This window comes from Streptomyces sp. NPDC002138 (genome assembly GCF_040296485.1).
GTDB lineage: Bacteria > Actinomycetota > Actinomycetes > Streptomycetales > Streptomycetaceae > Streptomyces.
In genome coordinates, this window is record NZ_JBEOXE010000027.1 from 1 (window position 1) to 18,871 (window position 18,871).

16 protein-coding genes are annotated in these 18,871 nt (G+C 73.6%); 3 read left to right on the forward strand and 13 right to left on the reverse strand.

Going from position 1 to position 18,871, the window contains the following annotated elements; genetic code table 11:
- From ABT084_RS19070 to ABT084_RS19085, 4 genes are all read right to left on the reverse strand, one after another.
- A partial coding sequence (locus tag ABT084_RS19070; RefSeq protein WP_351045009.1) for an ATP-binding cassette domain-containing protein occupies positions 1-1,076 on the reverse strand: 1,076 nt, incomplete at its 3' end.
- Between the two features lie 110 nt (positions 1,077-1,186).
- A complete protein-coding gene (locus tag ABT084_RS19075) occupies positions 1,187-1,936 on the reverse strand; it encodes an NUDIX hydrolase (RefSeq protein WP_351045012.1) in 750 nt (249 codons plus the stop codon).
- Positions 1,937-2,068: 132 nt separating this feature from the next.
- A complete protein-coding gene (locus tag ABT084_RS19080; protein WP_351045015.1) occupies positions 2,069-4,036 on the reverse strand; it encodes a glycogen debranching N-terminal domain-containing protein in 1,968 nt (655 codons plus the stop codon).
- A gap of 242 nt (positions 4,037-4,278) precedes the next feature.
- Positions 4,279-5,595: a DUF4192 domain-containing protein gene (locus ABT084_RS19085; protein ID WP_351045018.1), complete on the reverse strand. Its 1,317-nt coding sequence runs from the start codon at positions 5,593-5,595 to the stop codon at positions 4,279-4,281.
- A 110-nt stretch (positions 5,596-5,705) separates the two neighbouring features.
- Between ABT084_RS19085 and ABT084_RS19090 the strand changes: the two genes are divergently transcribed.
- Together ABT084_RS19090 and ABT084_RS19095 are read left to right on the forward strand one after the other, a co-directional pair.
- A complete protein-coding gene (locus ABT084_RS19090; protein WP_351045020.1) occupies positions 5,706-7,865 on the forward strand; it encodes a RecQ family ATP-dependent DNA helicase in 2,160 nt (719 codons plus the stop codon).
- 214 nt (positions 7,866-8,079) lie between these two features.
- Positions 8,080-8,709: a hypothetical protein gene (locus tag ABT084_RS19095; RefSeq protein WP_351045023.1), complete on the forward strand. Its 630-nt coding sequence runs from the start codon at positions 8,080-8,082 to the stop codon at positions 8,707-8,709.
- 207 nt (positions 8,710-8,916) lie between these two features.
- Here ABT084_RS19095 and ABT084_RS19100 read toward each other — a convergent pair whose 3' ends face one another.
- Genes ABT084_RS19100 through ABT084_RS19110 form a run of 3 tightly spaced genes read right to left on the reverse strand, consistent with a single transcriptional unit; the run spans position 8,917 to position 11,027 of the window.
- Positions 8,917-9,597 (reverse strand): hypothetical protein, encoded by a 681-nt coding sequence (locus ABT084_RS19100; RefSeq protein WP_351045026.1) that lies wholly within the window; start codon positions 9,595-9,597, stop codon positions 8,917-8,919.
- A 59-nt stretch (positions 9,598-9,656) separates the two neighbouring features.
- The gene (gene rnhB, locus ABT084_RS19105) at positions 9,657-10,367 is read right to left on the reverse strand and encodes a ribonuclease HII (RefSeq protein ID WP_351045029.1); all 711 of its coding nucleotides are present in this window, start codon (positions 10,365-10,367) and stop codon (positions 9,657-9,659) included.
- A gap of 57 nt (positions 10,368-10,424) precedes the next feature.
- Positions 10,425-11,027 (reverse strand): TetR/AcrR family transcriptional regulator, encoded by a 603-nt coding sequence (locus tag ABT084_RS19110; RefSeq protein WP_502968970.1) that lies wholly within the window; start codon positions 11,025-11,027, stop codon positions 10,425-10,427.
- A gap of 142 nt (positions 11,028-11,169) precedes the next feature.
- Between ABT084_RS19110 and ABT084_RS19115 the strand changes: the two genes are divergently transcribed.
- Positions 11,170-12,723, forward strand: coding sequence for an MFS transporter (locus ABT084_RS19115; protein ID WP_351045035.1), 1,554 nt, complete (start codon positions 11,170-11,172; stop codon positions 12,721-12,723).
- Positions 12,724-12,860: 137 nt separating this feature from the next.
- Here ABT084_RS19115 and ABT084_RS19120 read toward each other — a convergent pair whose 3' ends face one another.
- The 6 genes from ABT084_RS19120 to ABT084_RS19145 form a co-directional block, all read right to left on the reverse strand.
- The gene (locus ABT084_RS19120) at positions 12,861-14,687 is read right to left on the reverse strand and encodes a DUF4153 domain-containing protein (protein ID WP_351045037.1); all 1,827 of its coding nucleotides are present in this window, start codon (positions 14,685-14,687) and stop codon (positions 12,861-12,863) included.
- A 155-nt stretch (positions 14,688-14,842) separates the two neighbouring features.
- A complete protein-coding gene (locus ABT084_RS19125; protein ID WP_351045040.1) occupies positions 14,843-15,754 on the reverse strand; it encodes an ADP-ribosylglycohydrolase family protein in 912 nt (303 codons plus the stop codon).
- 11 nt (positions 15,755-15,765) lie between these two features.
- A complete protein-coding gene (locus ABT084_RS19130; RefSeq protein ID WP_351045043.1) occupies positions 15,766-16,425 on the reverse strand; it encodes a histidine phosphatase family protein in 660 nt (219 codons plus the stop codon).
- 137 nt (positions 16,426-16,562) lie between these two features.
- The gene (locus ABT084_RS19135) at positions 16,563-17,168 is read right to left on the reverse strand and encodes a YdbC family protein (RefSeq protein ID WP_351045046.1); all 606 of its coding nucleotides are present in this window, start codon (positions 17,166-17,168) and stop codon (positions 16,563-16,565) included.
- A 33-nt stretch (positions 17,169-17,201) separates the two neighbouring features.
- Positions 17,202-18,032 carry an arylamine N-acetyltransferase family protein gene (locus ABT084_RS19140; RefSeq protein ID WP_351045048.1) on the reverse strand — a complete coding sequence of 277 codons (831 nt, stop codon included), beginning with the start codon at positions 18,030-18,032 and terminating at the stop codon, positions 17,202-17,204.
- A gap of 130 nt (positions 18,033-18,162) precedes the next feature.
- Complete coding sequence (locus ABT084_RS19145) at positions 18,163-18,852, reverse strand: DUF6215 domain-containing protein (protein WP_351045051.1); 690 nt, start codon at positions 18,850-18,852, stop codon at positions 18,163-18,165.
- Positions 18,853-18,871: the final 19 nt, after the last annotated feature.

Below are 18,871 nucleotides of genomic sequence, written 5' to 3' on the forward strand. Positions count from 1 at the left end.
GTCTGGAGCACGCCGAAGACGCTGGTCACGACCGCGGTGAGGATCATGCCGAGCGAGCCCCCGGCGGGGGCCGGCACGAGCGGCGCGGCAAGCCCGCCCTGTGGCCCGCTCTGTGGCCCGCCGTCCGCCGCGTCCTCCGGCGCCCGCCGCGGCCCCGCGACCGGGCCCGGGGAGGCCGCGGTTCGGACCTGCGGCACGGGGGCGCCGCTGTCGCCGGTCTCGTCGGCCAGCTGGTGGACGAGCACGCCGTGCCGGAAGGCGGCCTCGCCGACCTCGGCGCAGTTGCTGCCGTAGACGGAGAGGCGGCTGCCGCTCTCCTCGACGATCTCCACCGGCCGCCGGGCCGCCCGGGCCTCGCGGCCCAGTACGTCGGCCAGGCGGGCCGCGTGCGGTGTCCGCACGGCCACGCGCGGGCGCAGCCGGGTCCGAGCGAAGTCGGCGGCCTCCTGGTCGGCCACGAGCCGGCCCGCCTCGATGCTGACCACCCGGTCGGCGCTACGGGCCGCTTCCTTGGCGTCGTCGGTGGTGAACAGCACCGCCCCGCCGAGGGAGGCGTGACCGCGCAGCAGGCCGTGGATCCAGTTCCGCTCCCGCGGGGAGAGCCCGGCGGCGGGCTCGTCGAGGAGCAGGGTGCACGGATCGGCGAGCAGGGCGGCGGCGAGACCGACCCGGCGGTCCATCCCGAGCGAGAGCGAGCCGAGCCGCTGGTCGCGCAGGCCCGCGATGCCGACGACGTCGAGCATGGTGTCCGCCCGGGAGGCCGACACCCCGGCGGCGGCGCAGAGCATCCGCAGCTGACCGCGGACCGTGCGCGCCGGGTGCCCCGGCACGTCGCCGAGCAGGACGCCGACCTCGCGCCCCGGATGCGGGATCCGGTGCAGGGGGCGACCGCGGAAGTAGGTGACGCCTCGGCCCGGTTCGAGTTCGAGCATGAGCCGGAGCGCGGTGGTCTTGCCCGAACCGGGCGCGCCCAGCAGGGCGGTGACCTGCCCGGGGCGGGCCTCGAAGGTGAGGTCGTCCACCATAGGGGGAAGGCCTCGACGGGGTGCACTGGTGAGTCCGATGGCCTGGAGCATCGCTTCTCTCGCGGGGTGTGAGACCACTGTGCGGCGGTGTGGGTACCACAAGCAAGATAACGCGATATGTCCTATTTGCCCCGTATCTGGCAGACCGTGGTGTCGGCTCGTCAGACTTCCGGGCGCAGCATCGGCGGGTTGAGCAGGGTGGCTCCCCCGGCCCTGAACAGCTGTGCGGGGCGACCGCCCTGACGGGTCGTGGTGCCACCCGCGGGGACCAGGAACCCGGGGGTGCCGGTGACCTTGCGGTGGAAGTTGCGCGGGTCCAGGGCCACGCCCCAGACCGCCTCGTACACCCGGCGCAGCTCTCCGACGGTGAACTCGGGCGGGCAGAAGGCCGTGGCCAGCGAGGAGTACTCAATCTTCGAGCGGGCCCGCTCCACACCGTCGCCCAGGATGCGCGCGTGGTCGAAGGCGAGCCCCGCGGACGCCTCCTCCTCGGCGGCGAGCAGCTCGTCGACGGGGGCCCAGCGCGCGCTGTTGGCGTCCCCTCCGGCCCGGGGCGCGGGCAGGTCGGGTGCCAGCACCAGATGCGCCACGCTGACCACCCGCATCCGCGGGTCCCGGCGGGGGTCTCCGTAGGTGGCGAGCTGTTCAAGGTGCGCGCCGTGCACCCCGTCGCCACCGGCGGCCGATTCCTGGGCGCACAGCCCGGTCTCCTCGGAGAGTTCCCTGGCCGCCGCGGCGGCCAGGTCCTCGTCCCCGCGGACGAATCCGCCGGGCAGCGCCCATCGTCCCTGGAACGGCTGCTCACCCCGTCGGACGACCAGCGCGCAGAGCGCGTGGCGCCGCACGGTGAGCACGACCAGGTCGACGGTGACGGCGAAGGGCGGAAAGGCCGACGGGTCGTAGGGCGACATGCCGCGATCATAGTCGTCTGCCTGACGATAAACAGCGTTTTGGTGATCCGGGAGCCCCCGCGCGAGCACCCGATCCGGCCAGGACGCGTCCCCGCGGCGGCCCCACGCCCCGTCCGGGGCCACCAGAGCTTTCTAGACACCCAGCTGCAGCGCATCGGAGGCCTCCTCCACCATGCCCATGCCCTGGCGGCTGACCCGGACCGCGAACGGCTCGCCGGCCACCCGCAGCCCCGAGAGCCGCAGCTCACCGAGCGGCGCCCCGGACAGCGGGGCCAGCGCGACAGTGCCCGCGGGGGCGTCGGGGCGGATCCCCGCCAGGGCCGCCAGCACATGGATCGCGGCCGCCGCCGCCACCGCGGCGGGACGGCAGGCCGCGGGGTGCGGCAGCGGGGCGCTGCCCGCGGTGCGCTGCTCGGCGGCATACATCTCGGGCAGCCGGTAGCCGAACCGCTCCGCCGCGTCGAGGAGGCCCCGGAGCAGCCCGGCCGCCTCCTTCTCGAAACCGGCGCCCGCCAGCCCCGCCACCGCGACGGCGCTCTCGTACGCCCGCACGGCGCCCGAGTGGTGCCCGAACGGGTTGTGCCCCGGCTCGCGCACCGCCATGCTGCGCAGCCCCCAGCCGGAGTCCATGGACGGCGCTCCCAGCAGCCGGGCCAGCCGCTCGGTCCGGATCCGGTCCAGCAGACCGGGGGCGCGGCGCCCCCCGCCGAGCAGGCCCGTATCCAGCAGATGCGCGGCCGCCCCGGTCAGCCGGGGCAGCGGCCGCCCGTCCGGATGCAGCGCGGCCGCGGGCCGGCCGCCGTCGGGACCGTCGAGCCAGAAGGCCTCCGCGAACCGGGCCCGCAGGGCGGCGGCCCACTCGCGCCACTCCTCCGCGCCGGGCCGACCGCACCCGTCCAGCAGGTCCGCCCCGAGCAGCGCGGCCCGATGGGCATGGGCCTGTGTCTCGCACCGCCGCGGCCCCGGGTCCGGATCGGCCAGGAACCCGTCCTGCGACACGGCCCCGCGCAGCCACTCCAGGCAGCGCTCCGCGGTCGGCAGCAGCCGCTCCACCTCCGCCTCCGGCATCCCCCACCGCCGTGCCTCGGCGAGCACGGTGGGAAAGGCCAGGGTCGCCTCCGTACCGGTGCAGCCGGGCGGCAGCTGCGGCCCGGCCCCCCGCAACGGCCCGGGGATCTTCCCGGCGCCGGGCCCCTTCCCGGTCTCCTGGGCCCGGGCCAGGACGCGCAGGGTGGCGGCGGCGAGCCCCGTACCGAGCGGCAGCGCCATCCGGGCGGCCCACAGCGATTCGGCGGGAGCCAGCCCGCACCGCCACGGAACTCCCGCTGCCGCGAAGGCGTCCGAGGGGTCTTGGGAGTCTCTGAGCAGCAGGGCTCCCAGGTCGTCGAGGCTGGTGCGCAGCCACGGGTCGACCCGCGGGTCGTCGCACTCCGCGCGGGCCGGGGCGAGCGGGTTGGCGACCTGTCCGGCGGACGCACGCGCGCCGCGGTCGTGGGAGGTGCGCAGTTCGATGGTGCGCGACTCGCCGGGGGCCAGTTCCAGCTGCCAGCGCAGCAGGCCGGTCGCGGCGAGGGCGTCGTCGGGGGCCGGGTCCGCCGTGGTGACGGCCTGGGCCTGGCCGGTGCTCCAGCGCAGTCCCCCCGCGTGCACCGCGGCGGGCAGTTCGGGCCCGCCGCGCCCGGCGGCGATCGCCGCCAGCTCGGCCAGATCGGTGGCGAGGGAGATCTCGACGGGCAGCCGCACCCGGCGGCCCGTGTAACTGCGCAGGGTGATCCGCTCGGTGCCGTCGGCATGCCGGACCCGCTCCACACCGATGTCCGGGTCGGGCCCCGGTTCCGCCCCGATGCGGACGGTCGAGGTGAAGGCGGCCCGGTCCGCGGCGACGCTGCGGCCCTGGACGGCGACCGGGTCGCGGCCGCCGATCCGCAGGACACAGCGGGACAGCAACCGCCGGCCCGAGCGGTAGATCCCGTCGATCCCGTGCCCGGTCAGCTGTCCGTGCTCGGGCGAGATGACGAGGCAGGGCGCGGCGACGCAGATGAGCGCGCCGTGCACGGGCGGCAGCTCGGGCCGTCGGGCGGGGGGAACGGTGTGCACCATGCGTCGCCTTGTCTGCGCTCCGGTCTGCTGTTTCGCAGGGCGGCGGCGTGACCAGGGCCCCGCCTCCCCACAGCTGAACGCCCTCACCCCCGCCCGGGACACGGCTCGTGGGGGCGGCTGCGCCCGCCGGGTGTCCCTGCGGTGACTCAGGACGGCGCTCACCGTGCCCCACCAGCGGTGCGCCGCGCGTCGTACCAACGCTCCGTGCGCGGCTCCTCGGCGGCGCGGCGCCCGGTGCCGGTTCACTGCTCGCTCCCCGCCGTGCGGCGCGATCCGGGGCGGGAGTTCTTGGTGCGCCGCCCCGGCGGCCGGGTGACGGCGGCCGTGCGCTTGCGCCGCGGCTCCCGCCGCCCACGCTCCGCGCGCAGGCATTCCCGCAGGCCTTCCGGGTCGATGCCTTCGTTGCAGGCGTGGTGGAGCAATTGGGCGAAGCGGTAGTCGGCATCGGCCCGCAGGGCCAGCCCGAGGACGATGCGGGCGGTGGGCTCGTCACCGGTGGACCAGGAGACCCAGCCCGCCAGGGTCAGCGGGGCGGCCGCGTGCTCGCCGTAGGCACCGACGCAGCGCCGGGCGAGGGCCCGCCACAGCCGCAGTGCCGGGGCCGCCTCCTCGTCCTCCATCCACTCCGCGGCGATGTCCCTGGTCTCGCGGTCCTGGAGGCCGAGGATGAGGGAGGCCGCCTCGTCGTGTCCCAGGAGCGCGTCGTCCCAGTCCTCGGCGCAGGGACCGCCCTCCGCGGGCGGGGCGAGGGTGAGCCGCCGCATCAGCGTCCGCGCCAGCTCCAGGGTGTCCGCGCCCACCTCCTCCCGGGTCGCTCCGTCGAGGATCATCGGCACCAGGGCGGCGGCGGCCTGGTCCAGGGCCCGCTCCTGCTCGTCGGCGAGCGGTCCGCGCAGCGGTGCCAGGCGGCCCTCGATCTCCCGGAGCGAGCCCCTGACCTGGAGTCCGGCGTAGGTGGCGGCGGCTGCCATCACCGAGGTGCCCGGCGCATTGAGAGCGGTCCCCTCGGCCGGGCAGCACCGCGGATCGGGGCAGCAGTAGGACCAGTACCGGCCGCCCGAGACACACAGCGCCTCGAGCACGGGCACGTCCAGCGCTCCACAGGCGAGCCTGATGCGCTGGGCGAGCGGGCGCAGCCGGGTCATCACCCGCTGCCCGCTCTCCTCGCCCCGTGGGTCCTGGCAGAGGAAGACGACGATGCCGTCGGGCTTGGCGCCGCGCCGCTCGCTGCCGTGCACCAGGCAGTCGGCGACCTGCCGGGCGGTGTCCTCCCACTCCCCCCGGTCGGCGGGAATGCCGACCCGCAGGCGGCCGCCGAAGCGGCCGCCCTCACCGTGCACGGCGACCATGACGAGGGAGTCGGTCGGGTGGAAGCCGAGCATGTAGGGCAGCGCGTCGGCCAGTTCGGCCGGGCTGCGCAGCGTGATCGGCGGGTCGCCGGCGACCGGCGGAGCGGCCGGGCGGGCGGGCACCGCCGTGTGGTTGACGGAAGGCTTGCCGGGCGCCGCCTTACGGGGGCTGGTACCGGACGGGTCGTGGGATTCCTGGTTCTTCGTCATGGCTCGACGGTCCCGTGAGCGCTCGAATCGGGAAACCCCTGTGGATAACTTTATCCACAGGCCCAGGGCGCCATTGGCGCGATGTCACAGGCATCGGGTTGCATGGGGGCATGAACCCTGACCTGAGGTCTTCCGCAGATTCCGTACTCGCCCGCCTGGTCGGCGATCCGACGGGCACTGCTCGGCTGCGCGAGGACCAGTGGCGGGCGATCGAAGCCCTGGTCGCGCACAAGCGCCGGGCGCTGGTGGTCCAGCGGACGGGCTGGGGCAAGTCCGCCGTGTACTTCGTCGCGACCTCGCTGCTGCGGGCGAGCGGGGCCGGGCCCACCGTGATCGTCTCCCCGCTGCTCGCTCTGATGCGCAATCAGGTCGAGGCGGCCGCCCGCGCCGGGATCCGTGCCCGCACCATCAACTCCGCCAACCCGGAGGAGTGGGAGGGGATCCAGGCCGAAGTGGCGGCCGGGGAGGTCGATGTGCTGCTGGTGAGTCCGGAGCGGCTCAACAATCCGGACTTCCGCGACCAGGTGCTCCCCAAGCTCTCCGCCGCCACCGGCCTCCTGGTGGTGGACGAGGCGCACTGCATCTCCGACTGGGGTCACGATTTCCGGCCCGACTACCGGCGGCTGCGCACGATGCTCGCGGACCTGCCGCCCGGCGTGCCGGTGCTCGCGACGACGGCGACGGCCAACGCCCGGGTGACCGCGGACGTCGCGGAGCAGCTGGGCACCGGAGCGGGCACGGACGCGCTGGTCCTGCGCGGCCCGCTGGACCGGGAGAGCCTGAGCCTGGCCGTACTGGCGCTGCCCGACGCCGCACACCGGCTGGCCTGGCTCGCCGACCACCTGGGCGATCTGCCGGGCTCCGGGATCATCTACACCCTGACGGTCGCCGCCGCCGAGGAGGTGACGGCGTACCTGCGCCACCGCGGGCACACCGTCTCCTCGTACACCGGCAAGACGGAGAACGCGGACCGCGAGCAGGCGGAGAACGACCTCCAGGCCAACCGGGTCAAGGCCCTGGTGGCGACCTCGGCGCTGGGGATGGGATTCGACAAGCCGGACCTCGGCTTCGTGGTGCACCTGGGCTCGCCGTCCTCGCCGATCGCCTACTACCAGCAAGTCGGCCGGGCGGGACGCGGTGTGGAGCACGCCGAGGTGCTGCTGCTGCCGGGGCGCGAGGACGAGGCGATCTGGCAGTACTTCGCGTCGGTGGCCTTCCCGCCGGAGGAGCAGGTCCGCCGCACCCTGGACGTGCTGGCCCAGGCGGGGCGGCCGCTGTCGCTGCCCGCTCTGGAACCCCTGGTCGACCTGCGGCGGACCCGGCTCGAGACCATGCTCAAGGTGCTCGACGTGGACGGCGCGGTGCACCGCGTGAAGGGGGGCTGGACCTCGACGGGCGAGCCCTGGGCCTACGACGCGGAGCGGTACGCGTGGGTGGCCCGCCAGCGCTCCGCCGAACAGCAGGCGATGCGCGACTACGCGGCGTCCACCGGCTGCCGGATGGAGTTCCTGCGGCGCCAGCTGGACGACGAGGAGGCCGCGCCGTGCGGCCGCTGTGACAACTGCGCCGGGGCCCGCTTCACCGTGGAGGTGTCGGAGAAGGCCCTGGACACCGCGCGCGGGGAGCTGGGACGCCCGGGTGTGGAGCTGGACCCGCGCAAGATGTGGCCGACCGGTCTGGCGGCCGTCGGTGTGGACCTCAAGGGCCGCATCCCCGCCGGGGAGCAGGCCTCGACGGGCCGGGCCCTGGGCCGGCTGTCCGACATCGGGTGGGGCAACCGGCTGCGCCCGATGCTGGCGGCGCAGACGGCCGACCAACCGGTTCCGGACGATGTCGCCCAGGCCGTGGTGGCCGTCCTCGCCGACTGGGCACGGGGGCCGGGCGGTTGGGCCTCCGGAGCGGCGAACGCGCCCGCCCGCCCCGTGGGAGTGGTCGCGCTGCCCTCGCGGAGCAAGCCCCTGCTGATCGGCTCGCTGGCGGCGCGGATCGCGGAAGTCGGTCGGATGCCGCTGCTCGGATCACTCGAGTACACCGACCAGGCGCCGGAGTTCGGGCTGCCCTCGTCCAACAGCGCGCAGCGTGTGCGGGGGCTCCACCAGGCCTTGACCGTCCCTGCGGCCCTCACTGCGACGCTCGCGGAGGCCCCCGGTCCGGTGCTCCTCGTGGACGACCGGGCGGAGAGCGGGTGGACGCTGGCCGTCGCCGCCCGACTGCTGCGGCGGGCCGGCGCGAAGGAGGTGTTCCCGCTGGTACTGGCGGTCCAGCCCTGATCGGATGAGTCATCGGGGGCGCGGCCGGGCAAGGATATGAACGGCATACCAGCCAATTACGGTCCGCGTCGCCAATTGCTCGTTGCCGCATGCTCACGGGCCGCGCGAGAATTGTGGTGTTCCCGCTCGGCTCGTCGGCACTCTTGAGGGCCGCGCTGCGGCGCGCCCACAACCCAGCCGTGCCCGTCCGCGTCGCGTACCCGAAGGGAGGACCGTGACCTTCGGATTCGCCCCGCCCGCGACCACGTCGTCGGCAGTAGTCACCGGCGGCGCCAGCCGGCACGGCAGACTGCTGGAACCCTCCGAATGGACCGCCGCCGGGATCCCCCTGCTCCGCAATCCGCGCGAGGTCGTCAGCGGGCTGCATTCCCGCCACAGCCCCGTGCCCTCGACAGCTGTGATCGCCGTCCTCGGCCCCGAGGAACGGCTGGTGGCCAGCGCCTCGTTCGTGCAGCGCGCCGCGTCGGTGGACGGCTGGGAGTACCGCAACGCGCTGCTGGCGCGGCTGCGCCGGGTGCTTCCGCACGACCTGCGCAGACGGACCCCGGTGCGCACCGCGGTGCTGCTCTACTGCCGCGACGGCGACGAGCGCTGGACCGAGGAGGACGGCGCCTGGATGTGGGGGCTGCGGGACGCCTGCACCCTGCACGGGCTGCGCTGCGGCGCGTACATCACGCTGACCCGGGGCGGCTGGCAGGTGCTCGGCGAGGGCCGGGTGGGCCGGCGGCCCAGCTCGGACTCCCAGCCGGCCCGGATCGGCGAGATCGTGACGGATCCGACTCCGCTGACCCTGCGTACCGGCGGTGGCGCGGCCGAGGCGTTGCGCCGTACCGCCGCCCGCTGAGCCGACGCCGCGTGCGCACCCCGTCGTAGAACCGCGCGCGCCTGCGCGCAGACGCGCATGGAACACGGTCGCGCCAGCACGGGCGCACGAGCACCACGCATGCGCACCGGCCCACGGACGCCACACGGGCGCCGCCCACACCGCGGGAAGCGGTGGGGCGGGCACACGGGCCCGCCCCACCGCTCGCCCGCGGGTGGATACGGGACGTCAGACGCCCGCGCCCAGGACGGAGTTGATCCGCTCCGGGTCGCCACACACGACCAGCAGCGCACCGGCACGCGCGAGCGCCGTCGGCAGGGCCGTGGCGATCGCGTCGGCCGATTCGCCGTTGGCCGCGAAGACCACGACCGGGCGGGAGGCGGCGCGCTGCACCTGCGCCGCGTCCGCGTAGAAGACGTCGTCCCGGGCGTCCTGCTGGGCCCAGTACGCGCTCTCTCCGAAGGACAGCTCGTGCGTCGCCCACGGGTGCGGGTCGCCGCTGGTGAGCACCAGGATGTCGCCCGGCGCACGGCCGGTGTCGAGCAGCAGGTCCACGGCCTCTTCGGCCGCGTCCAGCGCGCCCTCGGCCGAGGCCGGGATCAGCTGGATCTGCGGCACCGCGGCGGAGACCGACGGTGCGGTGGGGGCCGCGGGCGCGGCCGGGGTGACGGAGGGGGTTCCGGGGGTGGCCTGCTGCGGCACGCGCTGTGCGGCCGGAGCGGGCCTGGGGGTACCGCCCGCGCGGCTTGCCGCTGCGGGGGAGGGACCGGGACGCCCGGGCCGAGGTACGGCGGCGGGACGCGGACCAGGTACGGGGCGGGGGGTCTGCGCGGTGCGGCTCGCGGCCGGTGTGACGCGGGGACCCTGGGCACTCTCGTGAATCTGAGGCTCCTCGTGGGTGAGAGGCATGAGTGGAGATCTTTCAAACACCGGTGCGAAACGTACCGGTGGGCTGCACATCGGTGCGATCAGAATTCGAAGCCGAGCTGGCCTCCGTTTTCCAGTTCGAGCGATTCCTCGCTGCGGCGCACCTTCTTGAGGTGGCGCCACTGCGGTAGCGCGTCGAGGTAGGACCACGAGAGCCGGTGGTACGCGGTGGGCCCCCGCTCCTCGAGCGCCGCCCGGTGCACGGGCGAGGGATATCCGGCGTTGGCGCCGAAGGCGAAGTCCTCGAGGCCGTCGCCCGGTTCACCGAGTCCGGCCATCATCCGGTCGCGCCACACCTTGGCGATGACCGAGGCCGCGGCGACGGCGACACAGGACTGATCGCCCTTGATCACCGTACGGACCCGCCAGGGCGAGCCGAGGTAGTCGTGCTTGCCGTCGAGGATCACCGCGTCGGGCCGCACGGGAAGGGCCTCCAGGGCGCGCACCGCGGCGAGCCGCAGCGCCGCGGTCATCCCCAGCTCGTCGATCTCCTCCGGGGTGGCGTGTCCGAGGGCGTGCGCCGTGACCCAGTCCTCCAGGACGACGGCGAGCTTGTCGCGGCGCTTGGGAGTGATCAGCTTGGAGTCGGTCAGACCTTCGGGCGGGCGGCGCAGGCCGGTGACGGCCGCGCACACGGTGACGGGCCCGGCCCAGGCTCCTCGTCCGACTTCGTCGACTCCGGCTACGACCTTGGCGCCGGTGGTTGCGCGGAGGGAGCGTTCGACGGCGTGTGTGGGTGCTTCGTACGGCATGGCGCCAGCAAGGTTACGCCGCTCGGCGCCGCCTGCACACCCCGGGCCCGCCCTGGCTCACGCACTGAGAAGCGGCACCAGCACCTGGTCGATCATCTCCCGGATATCCACATCCCCCCATTCGCTGCCGCACACCTTCGACCGGTACATCATGAGCGCCGGAATGACATCGGCGACAAACTCTCCGGTGGCGTCCGGCCGGACGTCTCCCCGCGCGATTCCACGCTGCACGAGGTCACAGAAGAGCCGATGGGAGGGCTCGGTGAGGCCGGTCCGGATCAGCTCGTGGAACCGCCCCGCACTCGCGTCATCGCATTCGTGAAGGACGGAGCGAAGCGCCGTACCGGCCCGGGAACTCATCGCGTCGCGCATGCCGCGGCACAGCACGACGAGGTCCTCGCGGATGGAGCCGTGGTCCGGGATCTCGCCGAGCGGCGGAAGCCCCGCCCGCAGCACGTCGGCGACCAGGTCGGCCTTCGAGGACCAACGCCGGTAGACCGCCGCCTTGCCCGTACGGGCCTGCGCGGCCACCCCTTCCATCGTCAGGCCGTTCCAGCCGACGGTGCTCAGCTGCTCCAGGGCCGCGTCGAGAATCGCCAAGTCCAGCTCGGGCCCCCGCCTGCGCCCCGGGGACCCCACTGACCAGCGCGAACCGACCACTTGTCGCCCCCTCCGCCCGGCGCGGACGCCGGTCGCACACGTTTTCCGCCTTAGTGAACGCTTGCGTTCACTAGATCGCAGCTCCTACCGTGGGCCCGCAGTGAACGAATGCGTTCACTATTTCACTTTGGGGGGATCCTCAGTGACAAGTCCGCAACTCGCCAAGCCCCGGATACCGGGCGCCGCCCGGCGCGAGGGGCGCCCCGGAGTGGCGCTGGCCGTCATCGCCGCCTGCCAGCTCATGGTGGTCCTCGACGCCACCATCGTGAACATCGCCCTCCCCCACATCCAGACCGCCCTGGCGTTCTCCACCACCGATCTCTCCTGGGTGCTGAGCGCCTACACCCTGACCTTCGGCGGCCTGCTGCTGCTCGGCGGCCGGGCCGGGGACATCCTGGGCCGACGCCGCGTGTTCATGGCCGGAATCCTGCTCTTCACCCTGGCCTCCCTGCTCGGCGGGTTCGCCCAGGAGCCCTGGCACCTGCTGGCCGCCCGCGCCCTCCAGGGGGTCGGCGGCGCCATCGCCTCCCCCACCGCGCTCGCCCTGATCACCACGACCTTCGCCGAAGGACCCGAGCGCAACCGGGCCTTCGGGGTCTTCGCCGCCGTCTCCGCGGGCGGCGGCGCCATCGGCCTGCTCACCGGCGGCATGCTCACCGAGTGGCTCGACTGGCGCTGGGTGCTCTTCGTCAACGTGCCCATCGGCGTGCTGATCGCGGTCCTGGCCCCGCTCTACATCACCGAGTCGGAGCGCCACCCGGGCCGCTTCGACCTCGCGGGCGCGCTCACCTCCACCGGCGGCATGGCCTCGCTCGTCTACGGCTTCATCCGGGCCTCGGAGAACGGCTGGCGCGACGGCCTGACCCTCGGCTCCTTCGCCGCCGCCGTCGTCCTGCTCCTGCTCTTCGCCCTCGTCGAGTCCCGGGCGCGCGAACCGATCACGCCCTTGCGGATGTTCGCCGACCGCAACCGCGCGGGCACCTACCTGATCATGCTCAGCCTCGCCGCCGCGATGTTCGGAATGTTCTTCTTCATCGTCCAGTTCGTGCAGAACGTCCTGGGGTTCAGCCCGATCAGGTCCGGCTTCGCCTTCCTGCCGGTGACCGTCGCGATCGTCACCGCCGCCGGTCTCTCCCAGCGGTTCCTGCCGCGCTTCGGCCCCAAGCCCTTCATGGTCATCGGCTCCACCCTGGTCGGATCCGGGCTGGCCTGGCTGACGTTCATCCGTACCGATTCCTCGTACGTCTCCGGCGTGCTCGGCCCGATGCTGCTCTTCGGCTTCGGCATGGGCCTCAACTTCGTCACCCTCACCCTGACCGCCGTCTCCGGGGTGGCCCCCCAGGAAGCGGGCGCCGCGTCCGGGCTCCTCAACGCCAGCCAGCAGGTGGGCGGCTCACTCGGCCTGTCCATCCTGGTCACCGTCTTCGGCACCGCTGGCCGCACCGAGGCCGAGAAGCAGATCCCGGACTTCATGGCCCACGCCGACCCGGATCAGCTGGCCGCGTTCAAGGAGACCGGCCGGCTGCCCGGGGTCTGGGGGCACGCGGTCCTGGCCCAGGGCATCTCCACCGCGTTCATCGCCGCCGTGGGCATGGCAGCAGTCGCCCTGCTGTCGGCGACGCTGGTGATCCGGGTCCGCAAGAGTGACCTGGAAGCCCTCAACGGCACGGCCACGAAGGCCGGCCCGGCGGCCTGACCCCGCTCGCGCCGGGGGACCGTACGGACATTCCGCACGGTCCCCCGCATCCCGGCGGATCAGCGCGTCGGACCGGTGCGTCGGTCCGGCTCGTCGGATCAGCGCGTCGGACCGGCTCGTCGGATCAGCGCCCGTCCTCAGCGCCCCTCGGACGGCACCCCGTGGGAGGTGAAGCCGTTCAGCCCCAGGCAGACCTCGAACGGCACCGTCACCGGGCGTTCGCGCAGGATCTCCCGGGCCCGGCGGTCGCCGAGGCTCATCCCGTACCAGGGGACCTCGCCCTCGTCGGCCAGATCGTTGTTGATCCCGTACAGCGCGCAGGAGCGCTGCGGCTCCGGGAGCCGGTCAAGCGCCGGTACTGCGTCCGCGGACAGTTCCTGGAAGTAGCCGAGGTCGATCTTGTGGTCCTCCTTGAAGCGGGTCACGTTGTTCTCCGCGATCATCCCGTCCGGCGAGAGCAGACCGAAGGCGAGTACGGTCACCCCCGCGCTCGCCATCACGGCCCTCGGCAGCCACCGCGCACCGAAGATCCCGGCCGCGATGATCAGTACGATCACCACGCCGAGCCACAGCTCCATCGTGACCACCGAGATCCGCAGCCGTGACAGCCCGAAGGCAGCCACGTAGAAGTCCATACGGCGTACCGCCGAGGCCACCACGACGAGCGTGAGCAGGCACAGCGTGCCCAGCACGCCCCGTACGAGCCGCTTGTCCCCGGGTCCGGAACGCGGCGCCCAGCGCAGGGCGAAGGCGATCACGGCGAGGGTGAGCACGGTGGCCCACAGCAGCTGCCAGAAACCCTGGCGGGCGTATTCGGCCGGGTAGAGGCCGGTGCGCTCCTTCACCTTGTCGTACCCGCCCAGGAGGACGGCGAGCTGGACGGCGATGAAGCCGGCGAAGAGCAGGTCGAGCAGCACCAGCGGAAGGGCCCACTCCACCCGGGACCGGGGCGTGCCCGGCGTCGGCGTGACCCGGTCCCAGCGCAGCGGGGCCCCTGCGGCCCGCGCGGCCGCCAGCGCCACGACCGCACCCAGCACGAACAGCGGCACCCGCACCGGCCCGCCGGAGACGGACAGGTCGGGGACCAGATCGCCGAGGACATCGGCGAAGGCCGCGTCGGCGGACGCGAACAGGCCACCGAAGACCACCAGCAGAGCGAGCCCCACACCCGCTGCCTTCACAACGGGCCACCAGTTGCGTCCGTTCCCGCTCCGGCGTTCCAACAGCCCGTGCCACGCCCAGCGCACGCCGGTCGGCGCCGCTTCGATGAACCCGAGCGGGCTGAGCAGCACCCCGAGCCAGGTCCGGCTGCCGAAGAGGGCGAGGGCGCCGAACCCGATCGCGGCCAGGATCGCCAGCGTGGAGGGCCACGCGGATTCCCGCAGGGCCGGTACGACGAGCAGCGCGAGGCCGCCGACCGCCCACACCAGGGTCCAGGGCCGGGGCCCGCGCCCCGCCGCGCGCGCGGCGACGTAGGCCGCGGCGGCGACGGGTACGGCGGCGATCAGCAGCCCCGGACCGAGCCCGTCACCCAGCAGCAGGGCGGCGGCGAGGCCGCTCACCAGGGCGGCGACCAGAGTGCCGGTCCGGATCGGCGCCAGCTCGGCCGGCCGCAGCGCGGCGGACCAACCCTCGTTGCGGGCCTGCTTCTTGGCCAGGCGCTCCGCCTGGCGGGCGGCTTGCTGCGCCTCCCAGTACCGCTGCCGCTCCCAGTGCTGGGCCATCCTGGCCTGTTGCACGGTCACCTGCCCGGCGTGCTGACCGGCGTCATGCCCGCCCTGTGACGCGGCGGGCATGACGGGTGCGGCCGCCACAACGGGCGCGGCAGGTACGGCAGGCGAGGCAGGCGCGGCAGCAGCTGCGCCGGGTTCGGCGTCGGCGTGCGCGGTGGTCTGCGGCGGCGCCTGGGGTGCCGTCCCCTGGCCGCCCGGCGCCTCGGCCCCATCGGCGTTGTTCTCTGTCATTGGGTCCCCTCCCGACAACCGCCCCGATCACTCGGCAGAGGGGCGGCGAAGCGGTCAGAGTAGGGGCCTGACGTGCGTATTCGGCCAATCGGGAAGTCGCCTGTGGCAGGACCGTGACAATCCGCGGAGGCGGCGGCCAGGTCGGATGAGACGGCCTAGAGCGCCGCGGCCTCCGGCAGCCACGCGGGCAGCGCCTCCGTCTGCGCCAGCCAGGCCGTCGGCAGCACCTCGTCGCCACGCGCCCCCAGCACCCCGCCGACGATCGCGCAGGTCGTGTCCACGTCTCCGCCGACCTGCGCCGTCGTCCAGAACGCCCGCTCGTAGTCGTCCAGCGAGCGCGCGGCCGACCACAGGGCGAAGGGCACGGTGTCGTGGGCGCTGGTGCGCCGCCCGCAGCCCAGTACCGCCGCGACGGTGGTGGCGTCGGCGTAGTCCAGCATGTCCCGCGCGCGGCGCAGCCCGGCGCCGACCGCGCTGCGCGGGACCAGCGCGATCACACCGTCCAGCAGCTGCCCGGGCGTCGGCGCTCCGGCGGGCGCCGCCGCCAGCGCGGCCGCGGCGGCCACCGCCATGGCACCGCACACGGCCTCGCGGTGCTGGTGCGTGGTGTAGGCGGAGATCTCCGCCTGGTGGGTGGCCTGCTCGGGGTCGTCGGCGTACCAGGCCCCGAGCGGGGCGATGCGCATCGCGGCGCCGTTGCCCCACGAGCCCTGCCCGTTGAACAGGGCGGAGGCCAGCTCACGCCAGTCCTGGCCCTCGCGCACGAGGCGCAGCATGCGGTTGACGGCGGGCCCGTAGCCGCGGTCGAAGTCGTGGTGGTCCGCGAAGGAGAGGGCCAGGGCGTCCTGGTCGATCCGCCCGTGGTCGGCGAGGACGGCGGCGACCGAGCACGCCATCTCGGTGTCGTCGGTCCACTGCCAGGGACCGGGCGGCAGCTCGCGCCTCTTGAGCAGGGGGTAATTGACGGGGACGAAGAACTGGGAGCCCAGCGCGTCACCCAGTGCCAGCCCGCGCAGGCTGGCCATGGCGCGTGCGTAGCGCCGGTCGGAAGCGGGTTCAGGGGTCATCGCGGGTCACTCTAGCCGTCCAGGTCGTAGGGCTCGGGTGTGGTCCATCTTTCAAATGGGCGGTCCATCCGATAGCGGCCGTCGTCCCCGAGCCGCAGTACCCGGAAGTCACCGTTCGGGGGGTTGGACAGGCACTCGAACTCGGCCACCGACCAGTGGAACCAGCGCATGCAGAACAGCCGCATGGTCAGCCCGTGGGTCACCAGCAGTACGTTCGGCGGGTGATCCGGGGCCTCGAAGCTGCGGTAGAGGCTCTCCAGGAAGGACCCGACCCGGTCGTAGACGTCGGCTCCCGACTCACCTTGTGCGAACCGGTAGAAGAAGTGCCCGTACGCGTCCCGGTAGGCCTTCTGGAGCCGGACGTCGTCGCGGTCCTGCCAGTTGCCCCAGTCCTGTTCGCGCAGCCGCGGCTCTTCCCGGACCCGCACCCGGGCCGGGTCCAGTCTCAGGTCGCGGAAGGTCTGCAGGGTGCGCCGGTAGGGGGAGAGGTACGCGCTGACGGGCTCGTCGCCGAAGAGCGCCCGCAGGCGTTCGCCCGTGGCCGCTGCCTGCGCGTGCCCGATGCGGGTCATCCGCAGGGCGTGGTCGGGCTCTCGCTCGTACACCGAGTCGTCGGCATTGCCCTCCGATTCCCCGTGACGGACGAGGACGATGCGCCGCGGTCTTGCCATTCCACGACCCTAATCCGGCCATCGGCGGTGGACGGCCGGAGCGCGCCGAACACGCATGTGGTCATGGCGACATTCCTACCGTCACACCGTCACACGGCCGCGCGCTCCTACCGTCCAGGACGGCTCGGGCCGCGCGCTCATACCGTCCAGGACGGTTCCAGATCGACGACGTCGCCGGTCAGCGCCTCGACGTCGGCCTCGGTCTGCGCCCGCAGGGTGAGCCGCTCGACGCGTTCCTGACGGTACTTGCCGTGCTCGGCCGCCGCGTGCCACATGGACAGCACCAGGAACTCCCGGCCGGGGGCCTCCCCGAAGAGCCCGCGCACCATGCCGGGGGAGCCCGCCATGGCCGGATTCCACACCTTTTCCTGCATGAGCGCGAAGTGGTCCGTCCGGCCCTCCCGCACCCGGCAGTGCGCCACGCGCACCACGTCGGCGTCGGTGAAGCGCGGTTCGAACCCGGTCTTCACGTCGAAGCGGTGGTCGAAGAGGGTGACCCGGGGGTTGGTGTACGTCCCGTGCTGGGCGGCGGCCAGCCGGTCGTGCGACCGCGCCATGAAAGAGTCGTAGAACGAGCGGCTCTCCCAGAACGCGAAGACATGCGCGACGCCTTGCCGGCCCCGGCTCCAGCCGCCGCCCTGCCCCCGGAATCCCGGTTCACCCGGCAGCCCCGCCCATTTGCGCTGCCCCCGCTCGAACCCGCGTCGGTCCGTCACCGTGCAGCGAATCCACTTGACCAGCACCGCGCCATCGTACGGTGCCCAGCCCGGCCCGGGTCAGTACTCGGCCCGGTACATCCGTACCAGTTCGCCCGCATCCCGCTCGGACAGCCGGATCCCGAACTCCCGGTCGAGGATGCCGTGCAGTTCGTCGGCCGCGACGGGACGCCGCTCGGTCCGCCCGTCGGGGTGGATCACGGTGAACTCGTCCCGCACGAGCGAGATCCGGTGGGCGGATCCGGGCACTCCGGGGCGGTGCGCGACGAGCTGGCCGACGAAGGCGGAGCGGGGGTGCGAGGAGCTGTAGTGGTTCATCAGGACGTAGTCGACGGGGTAGGCGGGCTGCGGGCCGAAGGCGTACAGATCCCGCCAGGCGCCCTCGCGCAGGAAGGTCAGGACCAGCACGCCGTCCCCCTCCTCGCGCACGGCGTACGTCCACTCCCCCTGCGGTACCTCGGTGCCCGGCCGGCCGAGCGGGACGGGCTCGCGCGGCCCCTGGTGGCCGAAGCCCGCATCGCACAGCCAGGGTTCGCCGTCCACGGTGACGACGAGGACGGCGTGGGTGACCGGCAGGAGCGCCTCGCCGCGGGTCCGGTTGCGGGCGCCGCGCCCGGCGACGGCGAAGCCGATCCGCTCCAGGGCGGCGGCGAGCAGCGTGTTCTGCTCGTAGCAGTACCCGCCGCGGCGGCCGCGCACGAGCTTGTCCTCGATGCTCTTGACCTCGAGCGAGATCGGGTGACCGAGCAGGACGTCGATGCTCTCGAAGGGGATGGCGGCGGTGTGCGCCCGGTGCACCGCGCGCAAGGTGTCCAGGTCCGGGAGGAGTTCCCCCGCGTATCCGATCCGTGCCAGATAGGCATCCAGATCCAGCTCGTCACCGCTCCACATGGCTCCCCCGCTCCCCGGCCCGAAGGCGCCCGTCCGGCGCGCCCCCGGACAATGATCCACACGAGGGCGCGCCACACCAAGGGTTATTCGCCCGGCCACGGCCTCCCGGCCGGAGGCGGTACGGACGTCCTCAGGAGGCGCTCCAGCCCGGGACCGTCGGCAGCACCTGCTCGGCGATGCGGGTCAGCGTCGCGTCGTCGGGCAGCATGCCGTCCGGACGCCAGACGACGAGCTCGTAGGAGCCACCGCCGTCCTTCGCGTCCTTGGCGACCAGCAGGCTGCGGGCCATGACACCCGGCTGCGAACTGCTCTTGCCGCCCGCGTTGAAGGTGAGGGCCAGGGTCCGGTCCGAGGAGAAGAACGCCGGGTGCCCCAGTACCGTCTGCTTCTGCACGGTCGTGCCCAGGAGCTCGGCCAGCTGGGCGACCGGGAACCGGTCGTAGGACGACGAGAGCTTCACATGGTGGCTCTTCAGCCCGACCTCGGCCCCGGGAGTGGCCGTCTTGGTGCCGTCGGCGTGCTCGATCGCACCGTCGTTGCCCCAGGCGTTCACCGCGTGCTCGTCCGGCGTCCCGAGGAGCGCCGGCAGGTCCGGCCGGTTCAGCGCCGCGCACATCTGCGCCCCCGTGACGATCTGCGATGTCGGCGGAGCGCTGTGCGAGGGCGAGCAGGTGGCCGGTTTGTCCGGGTCGTACGGCTTGCCGACCAGGTCCCCCACGCCCCACAGGGCGCCCAGGAGGCCCCCGACCACCACCACCGCCGCCACTACCTGAGCCCCCGCGCTCATGCCCTTCTCGGATCCGGCGATTTCGTCGACCATGTCCCCCACCTTGCGGTCC

Excerpts from the sequence above, each read along its gene's own strand:
- ABT084_RS19075 (WP_351045012.1), bottom strand. The coding sequence starts at position 1,936 with ATGTCGCCCTACGACCCGTCGGCCTTTCCGCCCTTCGCCGTCACCGTC.
- ABT084_RS19080 (WP_351045015.1), bottom strand. The coding sequence starts at position 4,036 with ATGGTGCACACCGTTCCCCCCGCCCGACGGCCCGAGCTGCCGCCCGTG.
- ABT084_RS19085 (WP_351045018.1), bottom strand. The coding sequence starts at position 5,595 with ATGACGAAGAACCAGGAATCCCACGACCCGTCCGGTACCAGCCCCCGT.
- ABT084_RS19090 (WP_351045020.1), top strand. The coding sequence starts at position 5,706 with ATGAACCCTGACCTGAGGTCTTCCGCAGATTCCGTACTCGCCCGCCTG.
- ABT084_RS19100 (WP_351045026.1), bottom strand. The coding sequence starts at position 9,597 with ATGCCTCTCACCCACGAGGAGCCTCAGATTCACGAGAGTGCCCAGGGT.
- rnhB (WP_351045029.1), bottom strand. The coding sequence starts at position 10,367 with ATGCCGTACGAAGCACCCACACACGCCGTCGAACGCTCCCTCCGCGCA.
- ABT084_RS19120 (WP_351045037.1), bottom strand. The coding sequence starts at position 14,687 with ATGACAGAGAACAACGCCGATGGGGCCGAGGCGCCGGGCGGCCAGGGG.
- ABT084_RS19125 (WP_351045040.1), bottom strand. The coding sequence starts at position 15,754 with ATGACCCCTGAACCCGCTTCCGACCGGCGCTACGCACGCGCCATGGCC.
- ABT084_RS19130 (WP_351045043.1), bottom strand. The coding sequence starts at position 16,425 with ATGGCAAGACCGCGGCGCATCGTCCTCGTCCGTCACGGGGAATCGGAG.
- ABT084_RS19140 (WP_351045048.1), bottom strand. The coding sequence starts at position 18,032 with ATGTGGAGCGGTGACGAGCTGGATCTGGATGCCTATCTGGCACGGATC.
- ABT084_RS19145 (WP_351045051.1), bottom strand. The coding sequence starts at position 18,852 with ATGGTCGACGAAATCGCCGGATCCGAGAAGGGCATGAGCGCGGGGGCT.